This window comes from Emticicia sp. GW821-FHT11C11 (assembly GCF_058808615.1).
Genome location: NZ_JBXARV010000001.1, coordinates 832,608 through 849,794, shown reverse-complemented (window position 1 = coordinate 849,794; position 17,187 = coordinate 832,608). Strand labels below are relative to the sequence as shown.

At 40.0% G+C, this 17,187-nt stretch carries 16 protein-coding genes; 9 read left to right on the top strand and 7 right to left on the bottom strand.

From position 1 onward, the window contains the following. Positions 1–99: 99 nt before the first annotated feature. The 5 genes from AC1RRY_RS03585 to AC1RRY_RS03565 form a co-directional block, all read right to left on the bottom strand. Positions 100–1,623, bottom strand: a complete 1,524-nt coding sequence (locus AC1RRY_RS03585; RefSeq protein WP_492817989.1) for an ATP-binding protein — start codon at positions 1,621–1,623, stop codon at positions 100–102. A 5-nt stretch (positions 1,624–1,628) separates the two neighbouring features. Continuing rightward, the gene (locus AC1RRY_RS03580) at positions 1,629–2,768 is read right to left on the bottom strand and encodes an FIST signal transduction protein (protein ID WP_492817990.1); all 1,140 of its coding nucleotides are present in this window, start codon (positions 2,766–2,768) and stop codon (positions 1,629–1,631) included. Positions 2,769–2,970: 202 nt separating this feature from the next. Next, the gene (locus AC1RRY_RS03575; RefSeq protein WP_492817991.1) at positions 2,971–4,038 is read right to left on the bottom strand and encodes a mevalonate kinase family protein; all 1,068 of its coding nucleotides are present in this window, start codon (positions 4,036–4,038) and stop codon (positions 2,971–2,973) included. A gap of 192 nt (positions 4,039–4,230) precedes the next feature. Continuing rightward, on the bottom strand, positions 4,231–5,439 hold the full coding sequence (locus AC1RRY_RS03570; protein ID WP_492817992.1) for an MFS transporter: 1,209 nt from the start codon (positions 5,437–5,439) through the stop codon (positions 4,231–4,233). Positions 5,440–5,556: 117 nt separating this feature from the next. Continuing rightward, positions 5,557–6,273, bottom strand: a complete 717-nt coding sequence (locus AC1RRY_RS03565; protein ID WP_492817993.1) for a DUF3667 domain-containing protein — start codon at positions 6,271–6,273, stop codon at positions 5,557–5,559. 342 nt (positions 6,274–6,615) lie between these two features. Between AC1RRY_RS03565 and AC1RRY_RS03560 the strand changes: the two genes are divergently transcribed. The 4 genes from AC1RRY_RS03560 (at position 6,616) to AC1RRY_RS03545 (ending at position 10,258) form a co-directional block, all read left to right on the top strand. Further along, positions 6,616–7,764 (top strand): Gfo/Idh/MocA family protein, encoded by a 1,149-nt coding sequence (locus tag AC1RRY_RS03560; protein ID WP_492817994.1) that lies wholly within the window; start codon positions 6,616–6,618, stop codon positions 7,762–7,764. Between the two features lie 102 nt (positions 7,765–7,866). Further along, a complete protein-coding gene (locus tag AC1RRY_RS03555) occupies positions 7,867–8,265 on the top strand; it encodes a four helix bundle protein (protein ID WP_492817995.1) in 399 nt (132 codons plus the stop codon). 60 nt (positions 8,266–8,325) lie between these two features. Then, positions 8,326–9,378 (top strand): sugar phosphate isomerase/epimerase family protein, encoded by a 1,053-nt coding sequence (locus AC1RRY_RS03550; protein WP_492817996.1) that lies wholly within the window; start codon positions 8,326–8,328, stop codon positions 9,376–9,378. Positions 9,379–9,553: 175 nt separating this feature from the next. Beyond that, complete coding sequence (locus AC1RRY_RS03545; protein ID WP_492817997.1) at positions 9,554–10,258, top strand: 3-keto-disaccharide hydrolase; 705 nt, start codon at positions 9,554–9,556, stop codon at positions 10,256–10,258. Between the two features lie 54 nt (positions 10,259–10,312). On the opposite strand, the gene AC1RRY_RS03540 is transcribed toward AC1RRY_RS03545, so the two are convergent. Beyond that, positions 10,313–10,675: a DUF4180 domain-containing protein gene (locus AC1RRY_RS03540; RefSeq protein ID WP_492817998.1), complete on the bottom strand. Its 363-nt coding sequence runs from the start codon at positions 10,673–10,675 to the stop codon at positions 10,313–10,315. Positions 10,676–10,882: 207 nt separating this feature from the next. Between AC1RRY_RS03540 and AC1RRY_RS03535 the strand changes: the two genes are divergently transcribed. The 3 genes from AC1RRY_RS03535 (at position 10,883) to AC1RRY_RS03525 (ending at position 14,777) form a co-directional block, all read left to right on the top strand. Further along, the gene (locus tag AC1RRY_RS03535) at positions 10,883–11,524 is read left to right on the top strand and encodes a M23 family metallopeptidase (protein WP_492817999.1); all 642 of its coding nucleotides are present in this window, start codon (positions 10,883–10,885) and stop codon (positions 11,522–11,524) included. Positions 11,525–11,675: 151 nt separating this feature from the next. Beyond that, positions 11,676–12,689, top strand: a complete 1,014-nt coding sequence (locus AC1RRY_RS03530) for a LacI family DNA-binding transcriptional regulator (RefSeq protein ID WP_492818000.1) — start codon at positions 11,676–11,678, stop codon at positions 12,687–12,689. 84 nt (positions 12,690–12,773) lie between these two features. Then, positions 12,774–14,777, top strand: coding sequence for a M1 family metallopeptidase (locus tag AC1RRY_RS03525; protein WP_492818001.1), 2,004 nt, complete (start codon positions 12,774–12,776; stop codon positions 14,775–14,777). A 60-nt stretch (positions 14,778–14,837) separates the two neighbouring features. Here the strand turns inward: AC1RRY_RS03525 and AC1RRY_RS03520 are convergent, their stop codons facing one another. After that, the gene (locus AC1RRY_RS03520) at positions 14,838–15,497 is read right to left on the bottom strand and encodes a hypothetical protein (protein WP_492818002.1); all 660 of its coding nucleotides are present in this window, start codon (positions 15,495–15,497) and stop codon (positions 14,838–14,840) included. 289 nt (positions 15,498–15,786) lie between these two features. Here AC1RRY_RS03520 and AC1RRY_RS03515 point away from each other — a divergent pair, with 289 nt between their 5' ends. Then, positions 15,787–16,485, top strand: coding sequence for a hypothetical protein (locus AC1RRY_RS03515; RefSeq protein WP_492818003.1), 699 nt, complete (start codon positions 15,787–15,789; stop codon positions 16,483–16,485). 77 nt (positions 16,486–16,562) lie between these two features. Beyond that, the gene (locus tag AC1RRY_RS03510) at positions 16,563–17,132 is read left to right on the top strand and encodes a hypothetical protein (protein WP_492818004.1); all 570 of its coding nucleotides are present in this window, start codon (positions 16,563–16,565) and stop codon (positions 17,130–17,132) included. The last annotated feature ends 55 nt before the right edge of the window (positions 17,133–17,187 follow it).

The following is a 17,187-nucleotide window of genomic DNA, read 5'->3' as shown; positions in this document are numbered from 1 at the left end:
AATGGCTTATACCGCACTAATTTACAAAATAGTTCGTAATTCAGCTATTCATCAGATTTTGGTATCCTGGTATTCAGTCAATGCACAGCAAGCAATTTATTATATCCTGCCGCTATACTTAGCTATTTTATGGTAGAGCTCTTTAGGGTTAAATGGCTTCGTTACGTAGTCATTCATACCTACAGAAAAGGCTCTGTCCTGATTATTCATGGTTGCAGAAGCAGTTAATGCAATAATAGGTATCTCTGAGCCCGTCTCCCTTATCTTTTCTGCGGCAGTATATCCGTCCATTTCGGGCATCAGTATGTCCATCAGAATCAGGTCATATTCATTGTTTCTGAACTTTTCAAGTGCAATAATGCCATTTTCAGCCGTATCAAACGTTACCTTCCATTTTTCAAGAAATTTGGAAGCCACTCTGATATTCACGAAATAATCGTCAACCAATAATAGCTTTACCCCTTCTAGGCTCACATCATTTTCATCTTCTGTCAGAGAAGACGCAACCTGTTGTTTCAGTGTGGCTCCTATACGCAGGTCTATCGTAAACCAGAATTTTGTTCCTTTGCCTACCTCACTTTCCAGACAAATATCGCTATTATGAAGTTGAACCAGTTTTTTACTGATTACCAGCCCCAGACCTGTACCGCCAAATTTCCGGGTTGTTTCGGAGTCTGCCTGCGAGAATCTTTCAAAAATCAGATTCTGCCTGTCAAGCGGAATACCTATACCGGTATCGGTAACAGAAAAGTATACAGTTGCCTTCTCTTCATTTTTCTTCACAACAGATACCTCAATAGTTACACTGCCATTCAATGTAAACTTAACGGCATTTGATACCAGATTAGTCAGCACCTGTCCAATTCTCAACGAGTCTCCGATTAAGGTAGCAGGAATATCGTCATCAAACATAAGTTTGATTTTGTTACCCTTTTCCTCAGCCTTTACCTGATTTGCCTTTTTGATGTTCGAAACCAGCAATTTCAAATCAAACGGCATCTCTTCCAATTCTACCTTTCCTGCTTCTATCTTGCTGAAATCTAATATATCGTTGATTAACAGGTGTAGGTTTTCAGCCGAAAAATGCAGGGTTTTCAGGTTTTCCATAACCGTAGGCGTCTGCTCTTCCTGTTGCATCAGGTAGGTAAGCCCAATGATGGCATTGAGTGGCGTTCTGATTTCATGACTCATCATCGACAGGAATTCAGATTTTGCCTGAGTAGCGCTTTCTGCCACTTCTTTTGCATTAATCAGTTCAGCCTCTGTCTGCTTCCTGATATGGATTTGTCTTTGAAGCAAATCAACTAATGATGCCAGATTATTATCATCTATCTTAGAAGAATCGCTTTCGGGTGTTTCAAGCAAATTGATTGCATCAATCAGCTTTTCAACCGACTGGCGACGTTGCGCTATTTCATTTTTGAGTTTCTGATTTATTTCATAAAACTCACGCTCATTCAGATACGTCGAATGCTCTGACAGTTCTTTATCACGATCAAAACTATGATAAGAATCATTAACCGCTCTTATGAAATTCTGAAAGGGTGGTTGCTTAAGACATTCTTCCGACAAATGTTTCTTTATTTGCTTGGCAAGTAGTCTATGTATATTGTCGAATTCCATTTTTATTAATTTTCAGAAAAAGTGGTAATGGTCATCGTCTGATTATGCAAATCACAATGAGAATGTAATGAAACCGGTGATATTTCACCATAAGAGTAAAAGCCCGTTATTACCGTTTTGTCACCAAAAATATCTCTGGCAGCCTCTACTTCTTCATCTATTCTTTGTCCCAAAACCAGTTTCCTCCCTACACAACTTATTAATAGTGCCAATTCCGGTGCTTTCGATTGGTTTTCTACCGAGGCTTGCGCTGCAGACGAGGAAGCATCAATAAGATGATCGAAATTGGCTTTCATAAACCTTACCATGGCACCTTTAGGCAACTCTCCGGCAAATGTCATGCTTTTCTTTTCCTCGTCTATGGTAAGAATAGTTCTTACTACGGGTTCAGAATTAGGCTTGAATCGCATTGAAAGCGGGAACAACAAAGCAGCACCCGGTAAATCTTTAGCATATTTGCCCAGATAATCCTTATATAAATCAAGGGCTGCGTTATCTCCTATCTTATATAACACATTATATTCAGATTCTGTCACTTCTCTTTCAGGCCCAAACACATCCCACCCTCCTTTTGTTCCATGGCCTATTTTCAGGTCTTTCCCATACAATCCTATACCAACTATACGGCCTTCAGTAGGCTGTTCGTTTAGCCCTACCAGTGTTTTTTCAAAACGACCTGCGTCACCGGCCAAGCCACCTGAAATCGGAATTTTATTATCGGTAGCAATATTCAGCGCCTCTATCAGTTTGCTGCCGTTTACTTTCCCGCCGTCAGAAATTACCAGAATAGCCGCTAAATCGTCGGTTTTCAGATTTTGTGCTATTGTTTCACCGGCAGTAAAACTTTCTGTATGGTCAGTAATATCAATCTTGGTAGTTTTTACGGTAGTTTTTTCAAACTCAATAGCTGTTACTATGATTGAGCCGTCATGAACGCTATCGTCGTAGATTTCTCCCGAAGTAGAATTAATAATAATCTCAGCGTTGGGATACTGTTGGTTCAGGTATGGGTAAGGATTATATACTTCCAGAATTTTCCTGTCTCCGAATGCAAGTACTAACCCGGTTTTGTGGTTTGAAAAATTGTCTTCTGTTGAAAGTTCTTTCCAGGTGTTATCGACAAATTTTGTCTGACTTATTCTCATTGACGCTTATTTTTCTAAAATTTCGTGCAAAAACTACTTTTTTTTCTTAAAAAAACACATGAAACTCAAAGGCTTTGCTAAAAAGCAAAGCCATTTCACATTTTAAGGCTATAAATTTGAAAACAAAAATAATTATTAAACGGATATATAATCACTTTTTGTCGAAAAAAATTCCATCAGAATTTACAAATCGGGAGTACCCTCAGAAACAGATCGTACCGTTATCAATCCTGATTACATAGCTTTTACCACCAACGGCGTCTATCGCTGCTGCAACTTTTTCCGGCTCATCGGGTGCATATACAAACATACAGCCACCTCCACCCGAGCCGTTGATTTTTCCGCCCAATGCCCCGGCTTCAAGTGCCGCCGACATCATACGTTCTATTTTAGGAGTGGAAATTTGAAGAAGGTCTCTTAAAATATTATGGTGTTCTGTTAATAGTTTCCCTAGTGTTTCATCGGTCATGGTATTGTTCTGAAATAACACCAGAGCCTCTCGCAGAATGTCCCGATTGCGCAAGGTTCCACTCAGCAAGGCATATTCATCTGCTGTCAGTATGGTTTCCAGTTGGGTTTTGTTATCGGTTTCAAAATCATGTAGAGAAAAAGCAGGAATGCTCTCCCTGATTTTGCTGATTAATTCCAGACGGGCAAATTTAGCGCGTCTCAGCACTCCGATAGTATCTTTAGGCTCAAGAGAATCGGCCAATACAAATGTGCCCAGCTTTGGCTGCAATGCTTCTGCTATTACTTGAGGTTCAAACTGCAGATAAACCGCATTACCAATGGCAGTAGAAAGATGATCCATCATACCGCCGGGTTCGTTGAATTCAACAATCTCAGCTTGAAATGCCAGTTCGCCCAATTCCTGTGAGGTAAACTCGTGTGGACTATCAGACATTTTAGATAGAAAATGAATCCAGGTTACCAGCAAGGCAGAGGAGCTGGATGTTCCGGAATTGATGGGGATATTGCCATTTACAGTACATTCCATGCCTTTCGAAAACGTAAGGCCTTTATCTATCAGTACATTATAACCGCTTCTGAAATAATCGCGTTTCTCCAGATAAGGCATTCTGGCATCTGAAACTTCCATTTGCAGTTCCGAGCCGATATCCGGCAAATGGATAATGATTTTGTTGTCGTTCCGGTGTTCACCTTTGATTTGCACTCTGCGCGAAATAGCTGCTGCAATGACGGGTAAGCCCAGGTAGTCCTGATGTTCGCCAAAAAGGCAGATTCTGCCCGGTGTAGAAATAGTTAGCATTTTTAATTAGATATGATTGAAGCAGTGGTAATCTGTTGATGTTCTGACACTGTGCTATGCATCTGGCATTCAACCGGATTACCCTTGAAATATGGTTAAAATTGACTCAGTAGCAAAAATAACAAAAAAGCCTTGCTAAGTGAATTAACAAGGCTTTCTTGAATATCTATATAATACTAAATAGTACTAAAATCAGGCGTGTACAGGTTTTTTATTCTTTTGCCAGAAATAAAGCCCGGCAAATAACACAATTAATACCAGTGGAAACAATGTTAAAATTCCCAGTACTTCTTGTCCGGCTGCCAGTTCTAATTGCTCACCCTGAAGCCCCAGGCTTGCCTGATTCGCTTTTGCAGTATCAAGCCATTTGCCAATTTGAGGGTTCATAAATGCCTGAGATAACATACCGATTCCACCGATTACAGACATACCAAGCGCACCACTTAAAGGTACTCTCTCAGCTGTAAAGCCAATCATAGTCGGCCAGAAATAGGCAACACCCATGGCAAAAAAGATAGCCGCTACATATGCCATAGTACCTGTTTGGGTACTGAACAAATAAACACCGATGGTAGCAAGAACTGCAGAACCTAATAAAACACCGGTTTGGTCGAATCTATGTATAATAGCGCCACCGAAAAATCTGGCAACGGCCATCAGACCTGTAACCAGAGCCAGAATCAACATTGGTTTAGCTCCGCTGCTTTTCAAAATTAAACCTACCCATTGTTGAGGACCAAATTCGGTAGTAGCGGTCATGATCATACATATAAATATGAAGATAAACAAAGGCGTAGCCATTGCTTTCAGGTTATTTCCAACAGATGTTACACCTTCAACTTTTGGTTTAGGGAACGCTTGTCCGAAGAATAAGAAAGCATAAATTAAAGTTGGAATAAGAATTATCCAGATTTGTGTTTGCCACGCAAAGCCTTGAGTAGTCATAAATTCTGATAACAAGCTTCCGATAACAATTCCTCCCGGGAACCACATATGAAACCGGTTCAACATGGTATTCATTTTTGTTCCTGAATAAGTATCTGCAATCATAGGATTACAAGCTGCTTCGGTACAACCATTACCCAATCCAATTAAAAAAGTAGATATCAACAAGCCAATGTAGCTTCCACCATAAATTGTTAATATAATTCCGGCGAAATGAGCAAAAAAGGCAAATTGCATAATAATTTTTGGTCCGATTGTATGATAAACCAATCCGCCGATAATCATTGAAAGCGGAAATCCGTAGAACCACATTGAATTGATGTATCCTACTTCTTCACCCGTAAGATTTAATTCTGTCTGGAGCTGAGGCAAAATACCTGCCCTAATACTGAATGAAAATGCTGTAGTAATTAGCGCAAAACAACTTGCATTAAATAGGCGCGAATCATTTACCATAGTGTTAGTAGTTTTTTAGGGTTTAATAAATTTTTGTGTGCGTAAAAGTAACTTTTTTTATATTCTTTCAAAAGAAAATCATATTTATAATTGTATATTTTACAATTGCATTACTATTTAGTGCTGGTTCTTAAAAAAAGCATGGTAGGCAAATCCGATTACGATGGCTATAATCATCTGATTGATTACAAATGAAGCTAAAATTTTGATTCCCGTAAGCCACAAGTTTTCTTCATAAAACTGTTTGGCTGCCCAGGTAACGTATAAGATATATATCCCAAAATAAATATACAGAATCTGATTATAATGCTCTCTGAAAAGGCTTACGAAAGTAACAAATATCAGCACGAAAAACACGAATCTGAAACCACCCAGAAAGCAATGAAAGAGGATATTTTCGGCATAGTTATACTTCTTTTTTCTGAAAAACAGCCAGGTAAAAAACGCTTGTATGGGCACGGAAGCAACGAAAATCCAGTTCACGCGTTTGGTTACAATGGCCGAAACCGGATTGGTGGATTTTAAATCGACATCGAACAGATGAAAGTAGGAAGATAAAAAGGCCGAAATAGCAACCGTAATCAGAAAAAAATTGAACGGGTTGTAGTATTTTTTCCTTTCGCCGGCTACATATTCTTTTATAACCTCGCCAGGCCTCAGCGCCAGTTCTTTTACCAGATAGAAAATTCCGGTGTCGGCATGTGTGAAGGCGTGAATCACCTCATGAACCAGAAACGAGGTATTTATGCGATGAACCGTAGCTTTTTGCCCACAAGTCGGGCAAAACTTATAAGATGTATCGTATTCCTTATGACAATTAAGGCAGGTTTTCATAAAAAGTGGTCGAAAATTAATGAAATAAAAGGTTTTCTTAATTGTAAAATCAGATTAAACCTTTTTATTTTACACAAAGTTATAATTTTAGCTTTCATTAGCAAATTTCGGCCTTTAATGATATTGTAAAGCATTTTCATCAATAAAAATACTGCTTTCTGATGCTATTCAAAGATGAATTTAACAGAGAGTTTCCTACTTAAGCGTATGTAATTGTATCTGTTAAAGTAAGTCTGTCAGAGGCATTCAAGTAACCTCGTTTTTCATTGGCAGACAATCAGTTGATGAAAAGCAGTTTTTAAATAAATAGTTTAATTAAAATTCAACCCTTTAGTCTACAATATGCAACGAAAAATCCGAATGGGAATGGTTGGTGGCGGTCGTGGAGCTTTTATTGGTGCTGTACACCGAACAGCCGCTGCCATTGATGGCGAAATCGAATTAGTTTGCGGGGCGTTCAGTTCTACTGTCGAAAAATCAAAGGCGTCAGGTGAAGACTTAATGCTGGCGCCGGAACGCTGCTATGGTGATTTCAAAGAAATGATTCAAAAAGAGAAACGACGCAAAGATCGTATGGATGCGGTTTCTATTGTTACTCCGAATCACATGCACTTTGCACCTGCTAAAATGGCCCTTGAAAACGGCTTTCATGTCATTTGCGACAAACCTGCCACATTTACTCTCTCTGAGGCCAGAAAACTAAAAGACATTGTCGAAAAAACAGGCCTTACCTTTGCTCTTACACACAATTATACCGGCTACCCGATGGTAAAACAGGCACGCCATTTAGTGCAAAGCGGTGCTTTGGGTAAAATACGCAAGGTAGTAGTCGAATATCCGCAAGGCTGGCTGTCATTTCTGGAAGAAAAACGCGGGTACAAACAAGCCGAATGGCGCACTGACCCTAAACGTTCAGGGATAGCCGGCGCTGTGGGGGATATCGGAACCCACGCTGAAAATCTGGCTGAATACATTACAGGCCTGAAGATTACCGAAATGTGTGCCGATGTGAGCACTTTTGTTGAAGGCCGTTTACTCGACGACGACGCCAACGTATTGCTTCATTTTGAAGGCGGTGCCAAAGGTATTTTGCATTGCAGCCAGATTGCCAATGGAGACGAAAACAATCTGAACATCAGAGTTTACGGTGAGTTGGGTAGTGTTGCGTGGTTCCAGCAAGAGCCAAATACCTTAACGCATAAAACACAGGAATTCCAGCATATTTACCGTCCGTCGGTGGGTAATCTTTGTCCTGAAGCGAAAGCTAATATTCGTCTTCCATCGGGCCATCCTGAAGGATACCTGGAAGCATTCGCCAATATTTACCGTAATTTCGCCCGTACTGTTCGCAAGAGAATGAACGGAGAAACCCCAACCGATATCGAACTGGATTTCCCGACTATCGAAGATGGTATCAGAGGTATGCAGTTTGTTGAAACTGTTATTGCCTCAGGCAAAAGCAATTCGAAGTGGGTCAAATTTAAATCGTGAAATTACCAATTTAGTGAGTTAGTGAATGAGTGATTTAGTGATTACGAAGAAACTTTGTGATTTAAATAGACTAGATATTAATCGTTTTAACCATATCGCTCTATGAGTTTTTTTCTTGAAGAGGCTCAGGCTGCTTATTTGCCCAAAGAAGAATTTGCTGAATTAATGATGAAGCGAATTAAATCTTTTGCAATCAGGTGTATTAAAGTCTCAGAGTCTCTTCCAAATAAGATAGAAGCAAATGTTTTTAGAACTCAATTAGTAAGGTCAGCTTCATCTACGGCAGCAAATTATAGGGCTGTACGAAGAGCCAGAAGTCGCAATGAGTTTTTCTCAAAGATTTCTATTGTTATTGAAGAATTAGACGAGTCTATATTTTGGCTAGAAATGACTATCGATATTGGTTTTCAAACGCTCGAACGTTTACAGGAATTAATCAAAGAAGGATATGAACTATTATCAATTCTAGCAAAAGCCAGAAAAAACACTAAACAACAATAATCGCATTGTAATCACTCATTCACTAATTCACACAATCACTCAATACTAATTATCAGACATATGAAAACAATCAAAGGACCAGCCATATTTCTTGCGCAGTTCATGGGCGATGAAGCCCCATTTAATTCATTAGATACCATTGCCGATTACATGGCAGACCTAGGTTATAAAGGTATTCAGTTACCTACCTGGGATGGCCGCGTCATCGACCTGCAAAAAGCGGCAGAGTCTAAAACATATGCCGACGAACTGAAAGGTAAACTGGCAGACAAAGGTCTTGAAATCACCGAATTATCAACCCACTTACAGGGTCAATTGATTGCTTCACACCCAGCTTATAATGCCATGTATGATGCTTTCGCACCTGCGTCTGTTCATGGCAACGAAAAAGCACGCCGTAAATGGGCAGAACAACAATTGCTCTGGGCAGCTAAGGCATCTCAGAACCTGGGACTTACGACGCATGTAGGTTTTTCAGGGGCACTGGCATGGCCGTTTTTATACCCATGGCCACAACGCCCTGCCGGATTGATTGAAACTGCTTTTAAAGAACTGGCCCGCCGCTGGAAACCGATTCTGAATGTTTTTGATGAAAATGGCGTAGATTACTGCTACGAATTGCACCCGGGAGAAGACCTGTTCGACGGCTCTACTTTCGAAATGTTTGTTGATTACCTGAAAGGCCACAAACGTGCTTGTATCAACTATGACCCAAGCCACTTCGTGTTACAGCAATTAGATTATCTGGCGTTTATTGACCTGTATCATGATCGTATCAAGGCATTTCATGTAAAAGATGCCGAGTTTAACCCATCAGGCCGTCAAGGTGTTTATAGTGGTTATGCCGGTTGGGCTGATCGCGCGGGTCGTTTCCGCTCATTGGGTGACGGACAGGTAGATTTCTCAAGCATTTTCAGTAAGTTGTCGCAATACAATTACGAAAGCTGGGCTGTATTGGAATGGGAATGCTGCATTAAATCGTCAGAACAAGGGGCGGCTGAAGGTGCGCCGTTCATTGCCAGTCATATCATTCAGGTAGCCACTCGTGCCTTCGACGATTTTGCTGCTACCGGTGCTGATGAAAAGGTAAACCGTAAGGCATTAGGACTTTAACAGTTTGATTAAATCTGTATAAACAAAGGGGCTTTAACGGCCCCTTTGATACGATTAAACCAGCAGGATCGTTATAAATGGCAATCAAAAGAATAATATATAAATCTCTCTTGATTTGCATTTAATTTATTATGTACTTTTGAATCAAAATCAACCTCAATCTTATTATATCTTCATGAAAAAAATTCAATTAGGTGGTGTTGCGTTAATGGTTATTTTAATGACTTGCGCAACTACTACATTTGCTCAGAAAAAAGGAAAATGGGTAACAATTTTCAATGGTAAGGATTTCACCGGCTGGCATGCATTTAATAAAACCGAGCCCCTATCAGACAAATGGAAAATAGAAGACGGCGCCATGGTTTTAACAGAAAAAGGCGGTGGCGATCTGATTACTGATAAAGAATATGAAAGTTTTGAATTAGAACTTGACTGGAAAATTGCCGAAGGTGGTAATAGTGGGGTGATGTGGGGTGTAGTTGAAGACAAAAAATATTGCTGCCCTTACCTTACAGGTCCTGAAATGCAGGTACTTGACGACGAACGCCATGCTGATGCTAAAGCTGGTAAAAACGGCAACCACAAAGCGGGTTCATTATATGACATGATTCCTCCGACGTCTTTTGACATAGTAAAACCTGCAGGTCAGTGGAACACAGCCAAAATGAGAATCGACCGTAAAGCTAATAAAGGTACTTTCTGGTTGAACGGCAAACAAACTGTTGAGTTTGACCTGAGTGGCGCGAATTGGGATAACCTTGTAGCCAACAGCAAATTCAAAAAATGGGAAGGCTTTGCAAAATTTCCAAAAGGGAAAATTGCTATTCAAGACCACGGAAATAAAGTGTGGTATAAAAATATCAAAATCAGAGAGATTTAAGCCGACATCTGCTAATATCTTTGAAAGCCCGTATCTACACCGATACGGGCTTTTTCATTTCTTTAGCAAAGCCTCTAACGCTTCTTCTACACTGCTCACAAAATTCACCCTGCCTCCTTTGTTGCTTTCATAAATAAAATCTTTCAGGCTCTTGCTTGTGTATGAGGAGTAGTCGCCCACAATGGCCAGTGGCATATTATAGTTCGAAAATTTCTGCAGAATCTCTCCGGCAATTCCGGTCTTCAGATCAAAAAAATCAGGCGTAATATTCTTTGCATGAATAATCAGTTTATCAGCACCTGAATAGCCCGCATTGGCCAATATATCTAATGCATCCTGCACTTCATTAATCACTATTCCGTCAGCAATCAATTCTGCTATAGGCACCCCGTTGCGGTCTGTTATTTCAATATTCATGAGGCAATTCTGTTTTTAGAAATGGATGCCAAAGATACTTATTCACTGAAAGAAATGAAGCTATATACGTATAAAATAGGGTGAAATACTAATTAAACCATCCGTCTTACGGCTTGTCAAAAGAATTCTGTCCGGCAATAAACACCCGGTTTATTCGTTCAGAAGAGATAAGTTACTTTTGCAAAACTTTAACCAAAGAAGTCGGGAATGAAAAAATTAGCTTTCAGTTTTTTAATTATTTTTGGATGCATCAGCTCAGGTTTCTCACAGAATATCGCACTTAACAATTTATCAAAAGCAGTAAAAGAAGACAGTTGGAAAGGATTAAGTTACCTCAGAGAAGTACACGATATTCTTCGTTACATATACAATCACCCCTTCAAAGAAAATTATATTTACAATATTCCCGCAGGCTCCCCTCTCGACAGAAGTATTCATATCAATTCTTTCTTTGGCTCTCGTAATCACCCCGTTCATAAGGTAACCCGGTTTCATCAGGGAGTTGACCTGAAAGGAGGCGTTGGCGAAAAAGTGTACTCAACCGGAGACGGCGTAGTACTTGAAGCAGGCTATAAAAGTGATATCGGCAATTACGTCCGCATCAGGCATCAGCATGGCTTTGAATCGGTTTACGGACACCTGAGTAAAATATCTGTAAAAAGAGGTCAGAAAATTTCCCGTAGACAATTGATTGGCAAAGTAGGTGCTACCGGAACCGTAACAGGCCCTCATCTGCATTATACACTAAAAAAGAATAATCAGTTTATCGATCCTTTCGATTTCCTCTTTCTTGATTCTGCGCCGGAAGGAATAAGCTTTCAATGGCATAGGAAAGGCACTTTAGCTTAGCATATCGAAGCCCTATAAGGGCTTTTTTTATGGGCCGACTCTCTTGATTTCTGCTTTAATAGCTATTCTTTACCTTATGAAAATCCGGGAAATTATATAAATATCCAATAATTATTATATTTTTGAGAGATAAACTCCCATCATCACTCCCTTGAAAAAAAGAAAGTCAATTTACGATGTGGCACAAGAGCTACAGGTTTCTGTTACTACCTTGTCATTCGTGCTTAATGGCAAAGGTCAGGAAAAAAGAATCAGCAAAGAGGTTATACAGAAGATTGAGTCCTATATTAAAGAGATTGACTATCAACCCAATCATTTAGGCCGCAGTCTGAGTACAGGCAAAAGTAGAACCATAGGCATGATTGTGGGCGATATTGACAATCCGTTCTTTTCGGAGGTTGCCAGTGGTATAGAAAAAATTGCTCTGAAAGCCGGATACACACTCATCGTAGCCAGCTCAAACAATGAACTGAATCAGATGAAATCGGTTATCAAACTCTTGCACGACCGTAATGTGGATGGTTTTATTATTTCACCAGTATCGGGTATTGAAACGGTCATTGAAAACCTGCATAAAGAGGGCAAACCCATGATCATCTACAATTGCTGCTTCTCTGAAATCAACACTTTTAATATACTGGTCGATAACAAAACGGGAGCTTATGAAGCTACCAGTCACCTGTATGAAAACGGATTCAGAAATATTGGTTTTGTAACACTGGATTTATACAGCCAGGTAGAACGAATTGAGGGCTATATGCAATTCATCGAATCGAAACAACTGAAACCGCATTTGTTGAAACTGCATTATGAGCTCAATTACGAAGAAATAACCAATACAATAACACAGTTTCTACAAGCCAATGATGAGCTGGACTCCGTCTTTTTCAGTACTAACTTCCTTACCTTTGGCGGGCTGAAAGCCATTAACAAACTGGGTGGAAAATATGCACAAATGGGGTTGGTGAGTTTTGACGACCACCTGCTGTATGATGTATTAAACCCTGCCATCACGGCGGTGAAACAACCGGTGAAACAAATCTCTTCTTCTGTCATCAATCATCTGCTTGAGATGCTCAACGCTCCTGCTGATACCACGATAGAACCCCGGACGATCGTTTTTCCGGTGGAATTGATGGTGAGACAATCTTCGTTTATGAGGTAAACACCACAACCGTTGGCTTTACGGCAAATATTACTAAATTAGCAATCTAAACTTACAAAGCAAACTCTAAACAGCTTAATGATCATGATTGCCAGAATTACCCTCATCACACTGCTGATAGCAACTACGTTTGCATCAGCGCAACAGACTAATCCCCCAAACACTAAACCATTTGAAACATCGAAGCGCTCAGTGCGATTGGATGTACCGATGACCAACTCTATCCGCAAAACATTTGCTGCTGGTACCCGTGATTTATCCGGTAAACCCGGCCCTAATTACTGGCAATTAGAAACCGATTTCACGATTCACGCAAGCCTCGACCCGGCCACACAAACCATTACCGGATCGGAGAAAATTACGGTACATAATAACAGCAAGGACGACCTGAAAACAATTGTACTGCGCCTTGATCATAACCTCTTCCGTCCGGAGATTCAGCGCGGGGCATCAGTACCTGCTGAAACAACTGAAGGCATGATAGTAACCAGCCTGAAAGTAGACGGCCAGACAGTAGACCTGACACCTCCCCCAGCCATGGGTCGTGGTGGTAATATGGCAAGTGGTAAATTGCAGGTGTATGGTCTTAAACAGTCGATAGCCACTATTACCCTTACTAATCCGGTGAAAGCAGGTGCCACCGCTGTACTGGATATTGACTGGCATACCAAGCTCCCCGGTGGATCACAGGGACTTGGACACCGCATGACACAACGATTTGATAGCAAGCTGTTTCAGCCTACGCAGTGGTTCCCTCGTCTGGCTAAATATGATGACCTGCGTGGTTGGGAAACCAGCCCTTACCTGGGCCCTTCGGAGTTCTATAATAATTTCGGCAAGTTTGATGTGTACATCACCGTGCCCGGTGGCTGGGTTGTAAGCGGTACAGGAGTACTGCAGAACCCGAACGAGGTATTGACTGAAACTGCCAGACAAAGACTTTCTACGGTTCTTAACTCGAATGATGAGGTAATCATTGTGGGCGAGGCAGAAAAAGGAGCTGGTAAAGCAACAGCAACGGGCGACAAACTCACCTGGCATTTTGCTGCCGACAAAGTGAATGATTTTGCCTGGGCTACCGCTGAAAACTTTGTATGGAGAGCCACACGTGCCACTATACCGGGCAAAGGCCCTATTCCGATTCACATGGTTTACCTGCCTGAAAGAGCCAAATTGTTTGAAAAAGCCGGTATCTTAACACGCCATGCGCTTGAGTTCTATTCAAAACTTTGGGCACCGTATCCTTTCCCTCAGATGACCTTGCAGGATGGCCCGAGTGCAGGTATGGAATACCCGATGGTTATCAACTCTAATCAAGGTGCGGCAGACCACGAGACCGGACACCAATGGTGGCCGATGGTGGTAGGCAATAATGAAACCCGTTACGGCTGGATGGATGAAGGTTTTAACCAGTATATGAATATACTGTCGAATGCTGATATAGCAGGAAGACCTTATAAGTTAGATGGGCTGGGACAAAGCTATGGCCGTGTAACCGGCGATGAAAACGAAGCGCCTCTCATGTGGAGCGCCAACGATGCAGGCAGCGGCTATAGATTCCAGACCTATGGGAAGACACCTTTGATGTTGTCGATGTTGGGTGGTATTGTGGGTGACACAGCCGTGATGAATGCCATGAAAAAATACACCACCACGTGGTCTTATAAGCACCCGTCTCCGTGGGATTATATCTTCTTTATGAATAATGAATTGGGACAGGATCTGAACTGGTTCTGGTACTATTGGCTGTGGACAACAGAAACGGTTGAAAGCTCGATACAGGATGTAAAAACCGCCAGTGGCAAAACAACGGTAACGGTGCATCAGGCAGGGCAGATGCCATCACCAGTGGTGCTGAAAGTGGAGTTTGAAGTAGAAGGTCCGGCTATTAAAACCTTAGCGAATGCTAAAATGATTGACGCCACCACCGCCGAAATTACCTGGCCTGCCTCAGTTTGGTTCGATGGCAAACGTACATACGATGCCGTGCTGAATTTTGGCAAGCGTAAAATCAAAAAAATAACTTTTGACCCTCACGGCCGTTTCCCGGATTCCAGCACTGCCGATAATGTTTGGCCGAGGGAGTAGTTTGTGATATTAAATCTTCTTTTGAACAGCCCTGAAATGCTTTTTTGGGGCTGTTTTTTATTACAGAACTGTTTCCGAATCCAGATATTTGAGCAAATCAATCAGGTCTTGTGCGGTGGTAATCTTCCGGTTCCATTTTCGGATATAATAGGTCAATCCATCATATTCTTTCTCTAGCGCAACTGCAACCGAATAGTTACTGAGGCCGATTGCGTGCAATTTATTATCCGGGAATAACAGAAAATAATCTGTTTTATGAACAACCTCTCCTATAAAATCATTGTCGATTTTAGGGAAAGACCTATCTTTTCCCCCTTTGTCAAAGTCTTTCAGCACACAACTGTAGCGTACCAGTATTTTTACTTTTGCATCAAAAAAGGTCTCAAAATAGCTGTGATTTATGTTTTTAAAGAAACGATTACCCACCTGAATATCTGTATTACGGAGAGGTACAATCTTAGTTCCGAAGTCAGCGAGAAAGCTCTGATTGAAAACATCAAAAAGAACCGGTTTCTGAAATATTTCGCCACCGGCTACAGCAAAAGTCCCCATTTCTACTGAATCCTTCAGAAAGAGGCTCCCCTTATACCTTAAAACCGGCAGGTGATTATAATTCACCTCGGTTACCATCATTCCGTTCGGTTCCTTTACTACCCGGGTTTGTGCCCAAGTGCAAAGCCCGGTTAAAGTATAAACAACTGCCAAAAGAAGTTTTCTCATGATGCTTTGTTTGAAACACTCCGTTAAATAAAGAATAAATTATAAGAAAAGCAAGGAAAGTTGGATTTTGTTTGTAGGTGAATTTAGGTAGATAACCAGTGGTTTTTATTAACCATCTTTTACAACGTGTGGTCAAGGGATTAGTTTGGTACTGAATATTGTTCTAAGCCGCCACGAGACATTTGTTCTATACTATTTTTTTGTTTTAAGGGTCGCAAATAACTAGGAAAACCTTAGTTTTACATCTTAATTTCATATTAAAAAATATTGACCACTGCGCTCTAGTTTTATGAATACCACAATTTTAGATGTGACTAATAAATACCAAAAAGAACTGGATTTAGTCAGAAAAAATCCTGATTTATTGGCAAATTACAGTTTTGATGAAAATGATGAAAACTCAAATCAGTTTTTGCGACTAAGGCTCAATATTGCCGTTTATAATGATTTTAGAGAAAGCGACTATGAGATTGTTAAGTTTTTATTCAAGGAAGAAATAAAATTGCGTAAGAATGATTGCTCAGAAACAGACTATGAAGTTGATAATTTATACTTTTGCGCATACATTCTAACGCTTTTCAATAATCTCGAAGTAATTTGGGCATTTTATGAAGCTAAAGATATAGACCTTGACAGTTGGTGTGGTTTTGATGGAGAATACTTACTATTTTCTGGAATTGAAGCTTCATATAATTATTTGCAGAGTGTCGAACACCCGTTGAAAAAGGTAATATATGATTATCTAGGCTCAGGTGTTGATAATTGCATCCATTCTCAAGCACGAATAGATGAATGGAAAACTTTTAAGCTGCAATATTTCCGAAACTATAAATACCCAATTACAGACCAATTAAGTTTCCTTTATGAAACCAAAGAAAAATCTCTTCTCTTAAAGAAACTACCCGAATGGGTTAACAACCAGAAAATCTGGGATGAAAATAGTATATACATTTATCAACTGTATGCAAGATATGTTGGGGATAAGTAAATGGAAATGGATGCGCTAAAATTGAGTAACGGGTAGCTCAGAAACTTCAATTAAACTATAATTAAAATCTTTTTTTTATGAAGGCTATAATTTTAATTCTGATTCTGTTGGTTACTTATTCCTGTAACAAACGAAATGAAACCGCAAAAACCATTGATAGTACTAGTAACTTAAAACCTTCCGAAGTTAAAGCTAAGATATTACAAGATACTATTGCCAACGGAGCCGAGGATATTCAATCTGAACAAATTTCTTTGGCACGTGAATTTAAAGATTATAAAATATACAAGTTAAACGATACCATTAAAATTGACTTGAATAATGATAATTTTATAGACCTGATTTTTTTTGTCAATAAAAATAACATAAAGAATATTATGATTATTGACGGACAAAGTAAAAAAATTACAACAGTTGGATTAGATAAATCCTTTGGTGAAATGGGAACAAATTTCAGTTGGGTAGATTTTTGGGGTACAACGATAGATAAAGAAACTAACACAGTAATTGTTGAAGACGGTGAAATTATAGGAGGTGAACAAGTTGAACTAAAAAACCCATCAATATTAGTTCGTAAACATGAAGAAGGTGGTGGAGTTATTACTTTCAAAGAAAATAAGTTTATTTGGGTTCATCAAGCAGAATAAAATTACAATTGAACCGTAAAAAACAAAAAGACCGTAACCACCAAAGCAATTACGA